A 15084-nucleotide genomic window follows, 5' to 3' on the forward strand; every position below is an offset into this window, starting at 1 on the left:
GCTGAAGCTCTCAGAAAAATACGTTGTTGATATATTTCTTTATCCGGCTCTTCTATGCGATGTGGCAATTTGCTGATCGTGCACAAGAACGTCGCTGACTCATGAGCACTCGTTATGGTACTTGTTGACTGGTACGTGTCAGCCCGCACCATCGTTGACTGATCGACATCGACGATCTGTTTTCCCTGTGCCTGATGCCAACCATAAACCGAATACAGCGACGCTGGAATCCAGACAAAAACAGCAAAATCAGCACGTCCTTTTTCATAATTATCTATGCCTCCTAAGCAAACGGATTGAAAAGGTAACCCCTGCCCCAAATCGTCTTCATGAGCTCTGGATTTCGAGGGTTGTCATTGAGCTTTCCGCGCAATTTACTGATGTGAACATCGACACTGCGGTTGATCCCGTCGAAAGGAATGCCGCGAATACGTTGAGGATGTCGTCGCGAGAAAAACTGTGCCCGCCGCGCTGGCCAGCAAGGACAGTAGTTCGAACTCCATGGTTGTCAGGTCGATTCTTTGATCGGCCAGGCTCACTACCCGGCCAATGCGATCGATCGACAGTTGACCCGAGTTCAAGGAAATACGGGCTGAAACCCTCGCATGTTTGATCCTGAGGCGCCGTTGTTGGTGTGTGCCCGTCTTCCAAAACCAGCAACCGCAACCGATAGCAATATTAAGATAACATCCGTTGTGTTTAATCTGGTCGCCTGCTAGCATCGAAATCGCCAAGTGGCATTTTCGAGGAGAAAGCTCTCATGCAACTCTCTGTGCGAAAGGCGTTCCTGGAAGACGGGGCCGTCCTGATCAAAGGTTTTCTGAACAAAGATCAATTGGCCGAGTGCCGGGTGGCCTATGACTGGGCTGTCGAGAATCACGGCCCTCATGCGACTCGCATGTTCGACGGAACGGAGCAACAGTCGCACGTCGACAACGCCAATCCCGTCGCCAAGGCCCGTCTCGAAGAACTGGTGACCTCCCTGCCCTTTGGCCAGCTGTTTGCCCAGCTCTGGGGCTCGGAGAACGTGTGGTACTTCGCCGAAGAAGTGTTTCTCAAAGCAGGTGGGCGCGGGTCTCGCACGCTTTGGCATCAGGACACGTCTTATCTGCCGTGGGCTGGAAACCACTGGGCCAATGCCTGGATCAGTTTTGAATCAGTGCCGAAGAAAAACGCTTTGGAAATCGTTCGAGGTTCACACAAAGGACCACGCTACGACGGCACCACGTTTCGCGATCCGAATGATCCGACTCAACCGCTGCATGGCGGCGATGCATTGCCACGCCTGCCGGACATCGAGGCTTTGCGGCAAAACGATCCCGAGGCATTCGAGATCATTTCGTGGGCCACCGAGCCTGGCGATATCCTTCTGCTGCATCCGGGTTCGCTGCATGGCGGCGCTCCGGTGGATGAAGCTTTCCCTGATCGTCACACCTTCGTTTTCCGTTTCTTTGGCGACGACGCCACCTTCCATCCCTTGCCAGAACACAGCACCGGCGGTTATCCGCAGCAAGGCGTGCTGTTCACTGAAGAACTGTCGACGCTGAAAGCGGGAGACGCCTTCCGCCACCCAACGTTCCGCCAATTAATATAAGAGGAGCACCGCCATGAGCACTCAAGACCTGCAGCGTCAGTCCTTCAACCCTGGTCACACCCAGGCGATCTACGACAACTTCCACTTTTCCCAGGCCACGCGCGTCGGCAACATGATCTGGGTGTCCGGCCAGGTCGGTATCGACGAGGCCATGGTTCCAGCCAACGGCATCCAGGCGCAATCCCATCTGGCGTTTCAGTCCTTGCGGACCATCCTCGAAGCTGCGGGCGCAAGCCTGGCCGATGTGGTCGAGCTGATGACGTTTCATACTGACCTGCAGGCCGAAGTGCACGCCTTTGGACAGGTAAAGGACGAATACTTCCCTGAACGTTATCCAGCCTGGACCGCTGTCGGCATTTCCCAACTGGCAATGCCGGGCTTGCGCGTGGAAGTCCGGGCCGTCGCGGTGATTGGCAGCGGCCGAATCTGAACGATTGCATGATCGCGACGTGCCAAGCCAAAATGGCGTTCGCAGCCGCTGTCGGCTCAACGCCTAAAACCAACGGAATCACTTTCTCTCATGCATGATGCCCAAGCACCTTCCACGGATAATCAGCACTCCATTGACAGTGATTCCGCGCCCGCTCCACGTCGCGGTCGTCCCGTAGGTAATCGTCTGGAAAAACGCGGTGAACTGTTGACCGCAGCCATCGAAGTCATTGCCCAGGAAGGTTATGCCGGGACGTCTCTGCGCAAGGTCGCCAGTCATGCCGGCTGCACCACGGGCGCCGTGACCTATTACTTTGCCAATAAGGAAGAAATGATCACGGCGGCGGCGCAGAGTCTGTTCGACGAGTTCGACCATTTGCTGGATGCCGATCAGGAAAAAGTCGACGTCAGGGCAATGATCGAGCAATGGTTGAACCTGACTCAAGCCAACGACTCGGCGCGTTGGCTGGCCTTGTTTCAGATGCTTGCCCACGCCCGACACGAACCGGTATTTGCCGACGTTATCCAGAAACGTTATTCGCGCTTTCGCGAGGATCTCGCCAGCATTCTGCGCAAGGGACAAACCCAAGGCATCATCCGCAAGGACATTGCTGCCGATCTGCTTGCCGATCAGCTCAGCGCGCTGAGTGACGGCTGGATGATGATGCTGCCAATCGAGCCAGAGCGATTTGAAGCAAAACGCAGCAAGGCCTTGATGGATGCGGTCATCACGCTGATCAGCCCCGCTCGCTAAACCCTGCCCTCAGGCATTAACAAGGTTCGCTTCATTTGCGCAGCGGACCCCGCCTGGTCGCGCCCGCCTTTCGCTCATACCCACGGTTAATCGACATCGCGCCGAATTCACTTTGCTGAATTCCTGATCCGTCATATATTCGCATAACAACTGTGATTATAAATAAAAGACGGAGGTGAAAATGGATGCGGATCTCGATGAACTGTCGACGCAATCACGACAGCGACGATTGTTATTACAAGCGATAGGAGGCGCAGCCCTCGCCGGAGGCCTCGGTGTCACCGGGCGCGCGATGGCGCAAACCGAACCTGTAGATACCTCGATTCTGGATGTGGTGATCATAGGCGCAGGGCTTTCCGGGCTCACCTCCGCCAGAGACCTCCAGGCCGCTGGGTGCGAGTCGTTTGCCATACTTGAAGCCCGCGACCGCGTCGGTGGTCGCACGCTTAACCATGATCTGGGCGATGGCGTGATCTCCGAGGCTGGTGGCCAATGGATCGGCCCCGGGCAAACATCGATCGCCGACCTGGCCAGACAGCTCGATGTTGCCACCTTCCCCACCTACTACAAGGGCAAGGCGGTGTATCTGATCGACGAGGTCAACATCCAGGAAGATCTCAGCGACGGGCCGAATTCCAATACCGAAGTCGTCGCAAAACTGAACAAGCTCGCCGAAGGCGTCCCCAGCAAAGCGCCGTGGAAAGCCAAGGACGCGGCTGAGCTGGACAAACTGTCGATTGGCCAATGGCTGGCCGGTCAAGGCATCAGCAACGTCGACAAGATCGGCTTCAACATGTCCGTGAGCCTCACCTTCGGTACCACGCCGGCCGGCATGGGGCTTTTGCATTACCTGGCGATGATCAACTCCTCGGACTGCCGCCTCGAAAAGCTCGAAGGGGTCCAGGGTGGTGCGCAGGAATCTCGTCTGGCTGGCGGCTCGCAAATTCTCAGTTTGAAGATGGCGCATGCTCTCGGAGATAAAATTCGGTTGGCGTGCCCGGTGCGCAAGATTGTCGGTTGGGATCGTGATGTCGTCGAGTTGCACACCGATCAGGGCATCATCCGCACGCGGCAGGTAATTGCTGCGCTGAGCCCGGCGCTGTGCAATCAGATCGTCTTTGATCCGCCCCTGCCGTCCGGGCGTGCCGAGCTGCAGCGGCATTGGCCGGCCCATGCACCGATGCGCAAGACCGTGCACGTCTATGAGCGCCCGTTCTGGCGCGACCAAGGCCTCAATGGGCAGATTGTGCCAGTGGACGGTCCGCTGATCTGGGCCTTTGACAACTCCCCGGCGGACGGCAGCCTTGGCGTGCTGAGCGGCTTCGTCAGGACCGGACAATTACCCCATGACCCGAAAACGGCGCAGGATACCCTGTCGGCGATTTACGCCAGCGCCATGGGCGAACAGGCCCTACACCCGATTCAGTTTCATGATCTGGACTGGGGCAAGATCGATTCGTGGAGTTTGAGTTGTATATCCCCTATGCCTCCCGGTTTCTGGACGCAATGGGGCGAGTACCTGAGACCGGCGGTCGGTCGCCTGATCTGGTCGGGGACCGAGACTGCGGAGATCTGGGCCGGGGCAATGGACGGTGCGGTCCGTGCCGGACGCCGCGCGGCCATGGAAGCGCTGCAGGCGTTGCTTCAACCGCGGAGGAACGCCTGATGAAGCGGACTATGGTGTTTGGAGCCATCGCCGTGAGCGCGGCGTTGGCCGGATCAATAGCGATTTCCGGTCCGGAACTGTGGGCGGGCTATCGTTTCATGCAGGCCGTGGATCAGCACGACGCTGCGTACCAGGCCAACGGCGGTGCGTGGCCACAGTTGCAGGACACCTGCGCGCTTTGCCATGGCGCCAACGGTCAACCCCGCGACGCTCAATACGCAGCGCTTGCAGGGCAGCCCGCGGCGTACATCGAAAACCAGTTGCGCGCGTTTTCCGAAGGGCGTCGCCACAATGCCCAGATGCAGCCGCTGGCGGCCAATCTGACCGACGAGCAGATCAAGCGCCTGGCCAGTTATTTTGCCGAACAGCAACCAGGCGTGACTGAAGTCCCGGCGAAGGATGATGCACTGGACCAGCGCGGTGAGCGTGTGGTCGCCGCCAATGGTTGTGCAGCCTGCCACGGCGAAAAACTCTCTGGCGGCCCCCTGGCTCCGCGTATCGCCGGACAAGGGCAGCTTTATCTGAGCGATCAACTGAGCGCTTTCAAACGTGGCCAACGCACCGATCCGACGCAGGCCATGAATGCCATGGCGGGCACCCTGTCCGATGAGGACATCAAGGCCGTGGCGCATTATCTGGCCAAGCTGAACTCTTGATCCTGCCCGGGCAAGGATACCCACCGCCCTACTCCGCATCACGCAAAAAAGCCGCCAGAACGGCGGCTTCGAGCACTTCAACTCCCCCTCAGCGCGTTTGCAGAACTGTCATTGCGCCCTTCGCGCGCTCCAGCGCGCAATACGCGTAATACAGGTGCACCAGCAGATAAGCCCAGGTCGTCAGTGCAAGCACGTAGAAGTTGAGCAGCACATTGCTGTCGTCGCCGGGGATCTTGTAGAAGTCGTAGATGCAGGCAATGGTCAGTGAGGCGAGCATGCCAAACATCACACCGATCGCATGCAATGACTCTCCGGCATTTGCCAGGCGTACCGCGAAATACACCAGGTAGACCGAAAACATCACCCACATCAGCACGTAGAAATACGGTAGGAGCGTGACCAGGACCTTGGTAGAGATCAACGCGAGCGTGCCCAACAGAGCGCCGGCAAACATCATGAGCTCCTTGCTCACGGAGGGCTTGTACGCATGCGTTACCGCCATCAGCCCGAGCACGGTAATCAGTGGAATTCCGAAGGCTCTGGAGAACGCGTCGCAGACGTATGAAATCAGGTACGCATGCTCCGATCCTGTCAGGAAGAAGATCAAGAAGTTTGTCGCGGAAAAGGCAACCACAAACCACTCCAGAGCCAGTAGCAGGTTTCTCTTCTTCAGAAACCTGATGCCAAAGGTCAGACCATTGGCAAGCAGCAAGAAACAGGCAAGGCACAGCACGATATTTCTCGGTTCCATAACGATAGCCTCGGTACAGCTGACAGAAAATTTGATGGGTTAGCGGGGTTGAGGAACCAGTGCAGCCAGGTAAGCCGCAATTGCCTGGCGCTCCTGCGCTGAAAGCGCCGCTGCCATGGCTTGCATCGCGCCAGTGGGCTCAATTCGCTTGCCGCTGGCAAAAGCGTTGAGCTGGGCCAAAAGGTAGTCCTGGCCTTGTGAAGCCAGTCGCGGGAATGCGTCGTGACCCATCAGTTGGGCACCATGACAGGCGGTGCAACCGCGGGTTTGCACCAGTTGTTTGCCCTGACCCTTCAGCCCCTCGTCAGGGCTGACAGCCGCATCGGCACCTACCGATTGCCGGGCATAGAACTTCGCCAGCAGATCAATTTCATCCGGGCTGAGGGTCATCGCCAGCGGCCCCATGTGGGGCGCAAGCCGTTGCCCGCTCGCGAAGTTGCGCAACTGGGCAGACAGATACGCGGCGGGTTGCCCGGCCAGGCTCGGATACGTCGGGTTCAGCGAGTTACCGTGGCTGCCATGGCAACCGGTGCAGGCATCGGTCAGGTGTGGCCAGTTTCCGCGTTCGGCCTGATAGGCCTCCGTGGAGGTCGTGATGTAAGTCTGCAGCCGATACAGGTCGAGCAGATCACGGCCGAAAACCGCCACCAGCACCGCAATGACCGCGATGACGCCAAGCGCTATGATTTTTTTCATTGCCGCCTCCTATGCCCGACGTAACGCGTTGAGCACCTGCAAGGCGCTGTGGCGTCCGGCGCGCACGGCACCGTCCATGTAACCTGCCCAGATGTCAGCGGTTTCGCTGCCCGACCAGAACAGATTGCCGCACGGCGGACGCAGTGCCTCGCCATGTGTCGACCAGAAACCGGGGGGAATCGGCGACACGCACGTGATGGTCCACGGGTCGAAATGCGCCCAGTCGTGATCGTGGTAGGAAACCGGCTCAAGCGCTGCGTCCCCCAGGGCGCGTGCATAGATTTCGGTCTGCACACGCTTCGCGGCTTCGGGGTCGGTGGGGGCGGCGGCATTCAGAATGAATGCGTTGATCACGCCGATTTCTCCGTCTGGCGGCGAGTTGTCGTAAGCCCAGATGACCGGCCCGCCGACCTGAATGATGTGGCCGTTCAAGCCCTTGTCGCGCCAGAAAGGCCGCGGGTAAACCATTGCGGTCTTGCGTGCCGGCGAGTGCGCTGGCCAGGCCCGCTGCAGGGCGGCGCGAGCTTCGGGCAGCGGTGGATCGAATTGCAGGCGTTGGCACAGCGCGGGATGAATCGCTATGATCACCCGGCGGGCGCGGATCTCGCCCTGATCCGTTTGCAGTCTGACGATGTCGCGGTTCCAGTCAGCAATTTTGCGCACCGGGCACGACAAGAGAACCTTGTCGCCCAGCAATTTCGCCATTTTGCTGCTGAGAACCTGTGAACCGCCGACGATCCGTGTGCCTTGCGCGCTGTCCTTGATCGAATCGAGCCGCATGTATTCGCTTCCGGCCGAATTGATCATCGACAGAAAATGCAAGAAGCCCATCTTTGCCGGCGTGACACCGCAGGTCAGGAGGAAGCTGGCATTCCACCCTGCGCGGTCTTCCGGCTTGATGTTTTGCTGAGCGAGCCAGTCGCCCGCCGAGAGCTTGTCCAGTTCGGCCACCCTGGGGGATTTCCATGGCGCCCCGCACGGCACATCACGCGACAGCTCGCTGAGTTTTGCCGAGACGCTTTCGTCGGTACCGAAGGTGCCTTTCAAATCGACGGCTACACGTCCATCGCCCCCAAGGATCACGGTTTCCCCGTCATAGAAACTGGGAAAGGTACCGACCTCAAGCTCACGGGCCAGATCCGCTACGGCGGTTTGTCCGGGACCGATCCACTGACCTCCGGCTTCGGAGATGTAGCCGGAGCCCAAGTCATGATTGAGGGTGCGGCCGCCGACACGATCGCGCGCTTCAAGCACCAGCAGCGACTCACAACCTGCCAGATGCAGATCACGGGCGGCGGTCAAACCAGCCAGGCCGGCACCGATGATCACCACGTCAAACACATCGTCCGGACTGTCTTTTTGCAGCGCATCGTCAGCATTGGCCAGGCCAAGGTTCAAACCTATCGATCCCACGGCGGCGGTCGCACCGGCCAGTTTGAGTAATTGTCTTCGCTTCAGATCGGGAGGGGCGTCAGTGCTCATGTTCGAGGCCTCACATCACGTTATTGTTGGATTGAACGCCCGTAGCCGAGCGTGGGTGCGGCAGTAAAAAATGGTGACGAAAACGCAAACATTCGTTTGTCTTTCTGCAGGCGAACGCCTGCCGGACCCAGGACTTCAAGGTCAGCGTCACCACGGAAAATCAGCGTGTTGGTTCTATAAGCCTCAACCGTCAGGCATGAGGGCGCGCAACTTTGCGGTTGGTGTATTCGTCCAGCAGATGTGCTCCCCCCAGCGCCACATTCACGGCGCACCACTGCAGCGGTTCGGGCAGGGTTTTCGGGGTTTTATGCCGCAGCGCGGCGAGCAGCGGATGCTCGATACCGCCGATTCTTTCCGCCAGCAGATGGCCGACCAGCGACTGCGAGGCGACACCGTGTCCGGAGCAACCCGCGGTGTAGAGAATGTTGTGGTGCGACCCGGTTTCGCCCACCACCGGCAACGCGTCGTAGGCCATGCTGACGTAACCACTCCAGCACGCTTGAATGCCGACACCGCGCAACATCGGGAAACGCACGCCAAGGTTGTCTTGCAACGCGCGGTAGGTCACCTCATCGGGAATGTTCGGGGTTTTCGAGCCGTAGGCATAACCCAGCCGTTTGGTGGTCATCAGCAGCGTATTGCGTGCGGTCAGGCGATGGCTTTCCATCACCAGGTGCGGCGTGGTCAACCCTTCCCGCCCTGCCCAGCCCAGCGATGCCAACTGTTGTGGTGTCAATGGCTCGGTTTCGACCGCCGACACCCGAAATGGTACGACTTTGTCGCGCAGAAGTCCGAGCTGCGGCGTAAAGGCATTGGTGGCCAGCACCACTATTGGCGCGCTCGCCCGCCCGCGTGGCGTCCGGCAGGTGATCGTCGGCCCGTCGGAGTACGACTCAAGCGTGGTGTTTTCATACAGCCTCACCCCCGCCTGGAGTGCACCGCGGCGCAGGCCCATCACGTATTTGCCAGGGTCCAGGGTACCGCCGTGGCGTTGCAGGCAGCCAAACAGAAAGGCCGGTGGAATCCCCCGCGCGCGCATTTGTGCCTGATCCAGAAACTCGGTTGGCGAACCCAATTCGTGGCCCACGGCCATGCTTTTGCGCAGCCTTTTCTTCTGCGACGGATGGATGCCCGCCCTGATGATGCCCGAGGCGTTGTAGTCGCAGTCGATCCCCAGTTCGCGCAATCGACCTTCGACGTAGGCGACCGCTTCGTCATAGAACCTGACGATGTTTTGCGCTTTTTCCTTGCCGACACGTTTCAAGAACAACTCGAACTCGATGCCGATGCTGCCACCCAGATAGCCGGCGTTCCGCCCGCTGGCGCCGAAACCGGCAAACGCTTGCTCCAGCACCACAACCGTGGCCCCCAACGCCGTCAGTTCCAGGGCGGTGGACAGCCCGGCGAAACCGGCACCGATCACGATGACGTCCGCGCTGACATCGCCCTCGAGCTCGGGTTGCAGATCAGCCGGGGTTTCGACCCAGCCACCCAGCCGACGGAAATGCCCGCCGGCGAAGTGGCTTTCCAGCTCTCGTGATAGGTAGGTCATGGACATGTGATGTGCTCCTATCGACTCAGGATGTGAATAGCGACGGCGGCTTCCTCGACACCCTGCAGCCCGCCACCGTTTTCCTGGATGGCATACCGCGCACCGGGTACCTGGCGTGCACCGGCCTCCCCTCGCAACTGGGTGGTCAGCTCGTACAACTGGCCGATCCCTGTCGCACCCAGCGGATGGCCCTTGGATTCCAGGCCCCCGGAGGGATTGATCGGCAGGCGACCACCCAGGGTGAAATCGCCGCGTTCGGCACACACACCACCCTCCCCCAGCGGCGCAAGCCCGAGGTTTTCCGCCTGGATGATTTCGCCCATGGCCGAGGCGTCGTGCACTTCGGCCACGTGCATGTCCTGCGGGCCAAGGCCGGCGATTTCGTAGGCTTCACGCGCTGCCAATAGGCTGACGTGCTTGTGCGGCTCATCGAGCCCGCGCAGGGTGAAGCTGCGGATCACGCTGGCGGCGATCCGTACACAACGTTTCGGGTCGGCACCGATGCGTTTCAGTCCCGCCTCGGTACAGAGAATCGCGGCGGCCGCGCCGTCGGATAACGGCGCACACATCGGCAGTGTGATCGGATAGGTAATCGGCGGCGCGGCGAGCACTTCCTCAATGGTGAAGGTCTTGCGAAACTGCGAATACGGGTTGTGCACCGAGTGTTGATGGTTCTTGGCGCATACCGCCGCAATCTGTCGCTGAGTGGTGCCGTAGGTCTTCATGTGCCAGCGACACATGGCGGCATAGATGGCCATGAACTTGCTGTATGGACGATCGGATTCCGAGCCCGTCGGCACCACGATGCCCTCGCCCATTTTCACCAGCGTCGCGTAGTTTTCCTCGGCGGTGGAAACATCCCAGCCGGTTTCGAACAGAGCCAGCGCCCGCGCCTTGTCCGGCACGTTCATTTTCTCCGCGCCCAACGCCAGGGCCACGTCGGTAGCTCCTGAGCGCAAGCTCTGCACCGCCAGATGAACCGCGGTACTGCCCGAGGCACAAGCGTTTTCGACGTTGTACACCGGCACCCCTTCGAGGCCGATCTTGCTGCACAGCACCTGCCCGGGAATCGACAGTTGTCCTTGCAGATGACCGTTGGTGATCCCGGCGTAGAACACCGCACCGATATCGGCGCGCAGGGCACCGGAGTCGGCGAGTGCGCCTTGTAAGGCCTCCAGCGCCAGATCCTGAAGGCTGCGGTCCAGGTGACGACCGAACTCGGTCATGGCAATGCCGGCGATGTAGATAGGTTCCATCACATCATTCCCCTCAGATACGCCGCTCAACGTTTTGCCAGTAATGGGCACGCAGATCTTTCTTCAGCACCTTGCCGACCGGGCTGCGCGGCAATGCATCAATGAAATCCACGGTTTTCGGCGACTTGACCGAGCCGAGCCGGCTCTTGCACAGCTCGATCAACTCCTCGGCGGTGACGGTATGCCCGGCGCTCAACTCGACCACGGCTTTCACGCCCTCGCCCCATTGCTCATCCGGCACACCGATGACCGCGCAGTCCTGCACCGCCGGATGACTCCACAGCACTTGCTCGACTTCACTGGGATAAACGTTGAATCCGCCGGAGATGATCATGTCTTTCTTGCGGTCGGTAATGTGCAGGTAGCCGTGCGCATCAACGTGGCCGATGTCGCCGGTGTGCAGCCAGCCATCGATGATGGTTTCTGCGGTTTTCTGCGGGTCCTTGTAATACCCCTTCATCACCAGATCGCCGCGTACACAGATTTCGCCGGTTTGACCCTGACCGAGGATGTCCCCAGCGTCGCTGAGGATTTCCACGCGCACCAGCGGATTAGGCCGGCCCACCGAAGACAGACGCTCGTCCGATGCCAGGCGTCCTCCGTGCAGATGCTCGGCGGGCGGCAGGTTGGAGATCGAGGCTGGGGCTTCCGTCTGGCCGTAACCGCCGGCCATCACCGGGCCGAAGGTCTCGATGGCTTGCTTGAGTTTGTCCACCGACATCGGCGCCGCGCCGTACAGGAAATACTTCAGCGAGCTGAAATCGACCTTCTGCGCCAGATCCGGCACATCCAACAGTCGATAGATCACGGTCGGCGGCAAAAAGGTTTCGGTGACCTTGTACTTCGGGATCATTGCCAGCATCAGCGCCGGATCCGGTTTGGTAATGATCACCACGGTGCCGCCCCGCGAGGTGCACGGCAGCGACAGCGTGCCAGCGGTGTGGGTCATCGGCGCCGCCGCCAGGTTGACTGGCGGATGGTCATCCCCGTAAGGGAAATTGATCATGAAGTGCGCGCAGAACGTCTGGATACTGCGATGGGTGTTCATCACCCCCTTGGGCAGCCCGGTGGTGCCGCCGGTTGGCGAGAGTGCCACGACATCGTCCAGTTGATACTCGACCTCCGGTGCCGTGACCGGCTGATCATCAATCCAGGACTTGAGCGACGGCGCCCCCGGCAGGTGCTCGTCGATGCAGATCCACAAACGGATTTTCGGCAGGCTCGGACGCAATGCGTCGATGATCGGCGCGAACTCTCGCTGAAAAAACAGCACCTCGCAGTCGAAGGCATCGAGCACGTGACGGTTCTCTTCGGCGCTGTTGCGTGCGCCGACGGGAATCCAGCACAGATTGGCGCGCCAGAGTCCCAGGGTGCAGGTCCAGGCCACCGCGTCGTTGGCGGACCAGACTGCACCTTTCGTGCCGCTGGGTAAACCGGCCGCCAACAATGCGTTGGCGATCCGGCAGGACAGGTGGCGGACTTCGGTGAAGGTGAATACCCGACCGTCCTGGATGTACGCCGCGCCGTACGGATTGATCCGCCAGCCACGGTCAAAGAAATCAATAATCGCCATGTTAGTCACTTCACAGTTGAGTAACGGTTGCGCGGGCCAGGCCACGCTGTTCAAGGAAGCCCAGCAGGTAGCGATGACCGAAGGCTTTCGAGGACGAGGCGAAACCGGTCTTGGCGGTGTCGTTATTCAACAGCTTGACCACGGCTGCGGCGTGCAAGGCGCCGGTGGCGATGTACGGCGTGATGCCATGCACGGTGGCACGCACCGCTGTCAGTTGACCGCGGCCGATCGCGAAGTCTACGGTACGTTGCAGGGTGCTGCGCTCACGCGGTGGCATGCTCGGGGTGGTCGATTGCACTAGGCTCTGAATCACCGCGTCCTGCTGTTCTTTGGGCAGGTGCTTGTATTCGGCTTCCCACTTCTCGCCCAGGCCGTGGACCATTTTCATCACCGGGTTGTCGTAGAAGCCGACACAGGACATGCAACTGCGCACCCGGCCATCGTCCTCGAAGAACACTGGCAGCGAGGTGCCGCCCCAAGGCAGGCAGAACACCGCTTCCAGCAGATCGGGGCAGACCACGTTGAAGCTGGCGTTCGGTGCATAAGGCACCAGTTCCTTCTCCCACAGGTAGGCACCGGGGTAACGCACGCCTTCGAAAATGGTCGCCGTAGAACCGACAGTCACCCCGGCGGCACCGGTGCGTGGGCCACGGGTCAGGGTCGCGGTTTCCAGCGAATCGACACCCGGCGTCTCCAGGGCCAGTTCGGCGGCGATCTCGGCGTAGGTGTACATGTACGCCAACGATGGCGACAGCAGCAGCCCGGCCTGGCGATACAACTCGCCGAACTGGTCGCGCAAGGCCCGGATGTGCGCCTGCTCGCCGGCCGGATCCAGATAATGGCAGCCAGCTTTCAAGGCCGCTTCCACGGCAGTCAGGCCAAAATTGATGAACGGGCCGACTGTGTTGCACACCACGCGCGCACCTTTGAACACCGAGACCAGCGCGTCGACCTCGTGGACGCATTCAATGATTTCGTAAGTGGCCGACTCCAGACCGACGACACGTTGCGCCATCATTTCCTGAGCCCGCGCGGCGTTGCGCGCAACGGCGGTGAACGGGATGTGCTGGTCGATCAACCAGTCCATGATCAGCATGCCGGTGTAACCACTGGCGCCGTAGACAACGACAGGATATTTGGCCATCGGGATTTACCTCATTTGTTGTTTTTGGATGAGTAATGTCGGGTGAATGCAGAATCAGTTGTTGGCCCAACCTTCGGCGTACAGCTGCTGGGCAAGCAGCCCCAAGCGCATGGTCAGGACGCGGTTTTCGCCGTCCTCGATCAATGACGACTGGGTGTCACGCAAGAGTTTTTCGATCGGGTATTCACGGGTGGTGCCATTGCCGCCGAACAGACGGAAAGCTTCCTGCACAACAGCCATTGCCTCTTCGGTCACCGTGACCTTGGCGGAGGCGGTAGCGTACGGATGGGTTTGCGGTGAAAGGCGCGCGAAGCTCAGCGAACGGCGGGCGACCGCACGGGCCGTTTCGACCCGACGCAACATGTCGCCCAGACGCAGGCGGGTCATCTGGTGGTCGATCAACGGATGCCCGCCCTGGCGGCGTTCATGGCAGTACTGCAGGGCCATTTCGAAGGCGGCACGTGCGACGCCGGTAAACACCTGCCCCATGTGGGTGCCGGCGAACGACCAGGAGGAACTGACGGCGCCGTAGTAGTTGTCGCGCTCGGCGATAGCAAAGCGCCGGGGCACACGTACGCTGTCGAAGTAGATTTCGCCTTGGGGCAAGGAGCGCTGCCCGATTTTGTCCAGCGGCTTGCCTTTGGACACGCCCTTGAGATCGAGCGGAATAATCAGCGCAATCCCGTGTGGCCGGCCATTCTCATCGTAAAAACCGTCACCGTAATCGGCGCAGATCAAGCCCAGTGCGACCTGAGCGATGACGCCGTTGGAGACCCACGCCGAGCTCTGGCCGTTGAGGATGACTTCATCGCCAACTACTTTGGCGGTCAGGTTACCGATATTGCCGGGCTTGCCCGCTGGCCAGTCCCGCGCCATGTCGAAGATCTGGTTGTCGCTGCCACGGTCGGGTTGGGTGGCCATCCAGCAGCCGATCCGGCCCTGGCAGAGTTCGACCAGTTCGGCATTGCCGGCGGCAACGGCCATTTGCAGAGGGAAACCGGCGCAGCCCAAAGAGATCGCCAGCCCGGCATCACCCCAACCGAGTTCTTCACCGATCAGCGATTCGATCCGCACCGCCATGTCCGGCGGCAACTGCGCCAACAGCGCAGGGTCGAGGCCGAGTTTGGCGAATTCGGCAAACAGCGAGTAGTAAGGCGAGCCGGGGGCAACCACCTCTTCGGCGGTCATGCGATCCAGCTCGCGACCCAATGGCCGCAACACTTCTTTGGCGAAGCGGTGCACGGAGGCCTGAATCGCAGCCTCCTCTTCTGTCAGCGGGGTTTCGAAACCGGTGAGTCCGGCGGCTGGCAGGGTGAGTGTCGACTTAAGCGAGATCATCAAAGTACCTCCATCGAGAGTGGCAGCCGCTGCGCTTGCAACGTGCTGCGTCTTGTTATTTGTCATCGACTCTAACAAGCAAAATTATTTAACGCAACACACGTTATGTTTATTATTTCGAGCGTGCAAAGACTTCTTCAGGCACGGGAAAACCGGCCGAAAATCAGCAGTTTGTTTGAGAAAAAATCGCGCT

The 15084-nt window shown here is 60.0% G+C and carries 13 protein-coding genes and 1 pseudogene; 5 read left to right on the forward strand and 9 right to left on the reverse strand.

Annotation, left to right across the window (positions count from 1 at the left end):
- Positions 1-283 precede the first annotated feature (283 nt).
- Positions 284-575: pseudogene (locus ACGSLL_RS01320) on the reverse strand (winged helix-turn-helix domain-containing protein); the annotation flags it as partial.
- Between the two features lie 185 nt (positions 576-760).
- On the opposite strand from ACGSLL_RS01320, the gene ACGSLL_RS01325 reads away from it, so the two are divergent.
- The 5 genes from ACGSLL_RS01325 to ACGSLL_RS01345 all read left to right on the forward strand — a co-directional run bounded on the left by ACGSLL_RS01325 (position 761) and on the right by ACGSLL_RS01345 (position 5099).
- A complete protein-coding gene (locus tag ACGSLL_RS01325; RefSeq protein WP_394502394.1) occupies positions 761-1594 on the forward strand; it encodes a phytanoyl-CoA dioxygenase family protein in 834 nt (277 codons plus the stop codon).
- A gap of 13 nt (positions 1595-1607) precedes the next feature.
- A complete protein-coding gene (locus ACGSLL_RS01330) occupies positions 1608-2024 on the forward strand; it encodes a RidA family protein (RefSeq protein WP_394502396.1) in 417 nt (138 codons plus the stop codon).
- Between the two features lie 90 nt (positions 2025-2114).
- The gene (locus ACGSLL_RS01335; RefSeq protein ID WP_394502398.1) at positions 2115-2777 is read left to right on the forward strand and encodes a TetR/AcrR family transcriptional regulator; all 663 of its coding nucleotides are present in this window, start codon (positions 2115-2117) and stop codon (positions 2775-2777) included.
- Between the two features lie 181 nt (positions 2778-2958).
- Positions 2959-4443: a flavin monoamine oxidase family protein gene (locus ACGSLL_RS01340; RefSeq protein ID WP_394502401.1), complete on the forward strand. Its 1485-nt coding sequence runs from the start codon at positions 2959-2961 to the stop codon at positions 4441-4443.
- Positions 4443-5099 (forward strand): c-type cytochrome, encoded by a 657-nt coding sequence (locus ACGSLL_RS01345; protein ID WP_394502403.1) that lies wholly within the window; start codon positions 4443-4445, stop codon positions 5097-5099. The genes ACGSLL_RS01340 and ACGSLL_RS01345 overlap by 1 nt, the downstream gene beginning before the upstream one ends.
- 88 nt (positions 5100-5187) lie before the next feature.
- On the opposite strand, the gene ACGSLL_RS01350 is transcribed toward ACGSLL_RS01345, so the two are convergent.
- The 8 genes from ACGSLL_RS01350 to ACGSLL_RS01385 all read right to left on the reverse strand — a co-directional run bounded on the left by ACGSLL_RS01350 (position 5188) and on the right by ACGSLL_RS01385 (position 14891).
- Positions 5188-5850: a hypothetical protein gene (locus ACGSLL_RS01350; RefSeq protein ID WP_394502405.1), complete on the reverse strand. Its 663-nt coding sequence runs from the start codon at positions 5848-5850 to the stop codon at positions 5188-5190.
- A 39-nt stretch (positions 5851-5889) separates the two neighbouring features.
- Complete coding sequence (locus ACGSLL_RS01355; RefSeq protein WP_394502408.1) at positions 5890-6546, reverse strand: c-type cytochrome; 657 nt, start codon at positions 6544-6546, stop codon at positions 5890-5892.
- 9 nt (positions 6547-6555) lie between these two features.
- Positions 6556-8028 (reverse strand): flavin monoamine oxidase family protein, encoded by a 1473-nt coding sequence (locus ACGSLL_RS01360; RefSeq protein ID WP_394502411.1) that lies wholly within the window; start codon positions 8026-8028, stop codon positions 6556-6558.
- Between the two features lie 190 nt (positions 8029-8218).
- Entirely contained in the window at positions 8219-9586 is a 1368-nt protein-coding gene (locus tag ACGSLL_RS01365) for an NAD(P)/FAD-dependent oxidoreductase (RefSeq protein ID WP_394502413.1), read from the reverse strand.
- Positions 9587-9597: 11 nt separating this feature from the next.
- The gene (locus tag ACGSLL_RS01370; protein WP_394502415.1) at positions 9598-10836 is read right to left on the reverse strand and encodes a thiolase family protein; all 1239 of its coding nucleotides are present in this window, start codon (positions 10834-10836) and stop codon (positions 9598-9600) included.
- A 13-nt stretch (positions 10837-10849) separates the two neighbouring features.
- On the reverse strand, positions 10850-12409 hold the full coding sequence (locus ACGSLL_RS01375) for an AMP-binding protein (protein ID WP_394502417.1): 1560 nt from the start codon (positions 12407-12409) through the stop codon (positions 10850-10852).
- 10 nt (positions 12410-12419) lie between these two features.
- Positions 12420-13553, reverse strand: a complete 1134-nt coding sequence (locus ACGSLL_RS01380; protein WP_394502419.1) for a saccharopine dehydrogenase family protein — start codon at positions 13551-13553, stop codon at positions 12420-12422.
- A 54-nt stretch (positions 13554-13607) separates the two neighbouring features.
- On the reverse strand, positions 13608-14891 hold the full coding sequence (locus ACGSLL_RS01385) for an acyl-CoA dehydrogenase family protein (RefSeq protein ID WP_122843987.1): 1284 nt from the start codon (positions 14889-14891) through the stop codon (positions 13608-13610).
- Positions 14892-15084 lie beyond the last annotated feature (193 nt).

This window comes from Pseudomonas retamae, assembly GCF_043496865.1.
Lineage (GTDB): Bacteria > Pseudomonadota > Gammaproteobacteria > Pseudomonadales > Pseudomonadaceae > Aquipseudomonas > Aquipseudomonas retamae.

Bases quoted from the DNA above. Each gene is read 5' to 3' on its own strand.
- ACGSLL_RS01340 (WP_394502401.1), top strand. From the start codon at position 2,959: ATGGATGCGGATCTCGATGAACTGTCGACGCAATCACGACAGCGACGA.
- ACGSLL_RS01345 (WP_394502403.1), top strand. From the start codon at position 4,443: ATGAAGCGGACTATGGTGTTTGGAGCCATCGCCGTGAGCGCGGCGTTG.
- ACGSLL_RS01385 (WP_122843987.1), bottom strand. From the start codon at position 14,891: ATGATCTCGCTTAAGTCGACACTCACCCTGCCAGCCGCCGGACTCACC.
- ACGSLL_RS01325 (WP_394502394.1), top strand. From the start codon at position 761: ATGCAACTCTCTGTGCGAAAGGCGTTCCTGGAAGACGGGGCCGTCCTG.
- ACGSLL_RS01335 (WP_394502398.1), top strand. From the start codon at position 2,115: ATGCATGATGCCCAAGCACCTTCCACGGATAATCAGCACTCCATTGAC.
- ACGSLL_RS01380 (WP_394502419.1), bottom strand. From the start codon at position 13,553: ATGGCCAAATATCCTGTCGTTGTCTACGGCGCCAGTGGTTACACCGGC.
- ACGSLL_RS01355 (WP_394502408.1), bottom strand. From the start codon at position 6,546: ATGAAAAAAATCATAGCGCTTGGCGTCATCGCGGTCATTGCGGTGCTG.
- ACGSLL_RS01350 (WP_394502405.1), bottom strand. From the start codon at position 5,850: ATGGAACCGAGAAATATCGTGCTGTGCCTTGCCTGTTTCTTGCTGCTT.
- ACGSLL_RS01330 (WP_394502396.1), top strand. From the start codon at position 1,608: ATGAGCACTCAAGACCTGCAGCGTCAGTCCTTCAACCCTGGTCACACC.
- ACGSLL_RS01360 (WP_394502411.1), bottom strand. From the start codon at position 8,028: ATGAGCACTGACGCCCCTCCCGATCTGAAGCGAAGACAATTACTCAAA.
- ACGSLL_RS01365 (WP_394502413.1), bottom strand. From the start codon at position 9,586: ATGTCCATGACCTACCTATCACGAGAGCTGGAAAGCCACTTCGCCGGC.
- ACGSLL_RS01370 (WP_394502415.1), bottom strand. From the start codon at position 10,836: ATGGAACCTATCTACATCGCCGGCATTGCCATGACCGAGTTCGGTCGT.
- ACGSLL_RS01375 (WP_394502417.1), bottom strand. From the start codon at position 12,409: ATGGCGATTATTGATTTCTTTGACCGTGGCTGGCGGATCAATCCGTAC.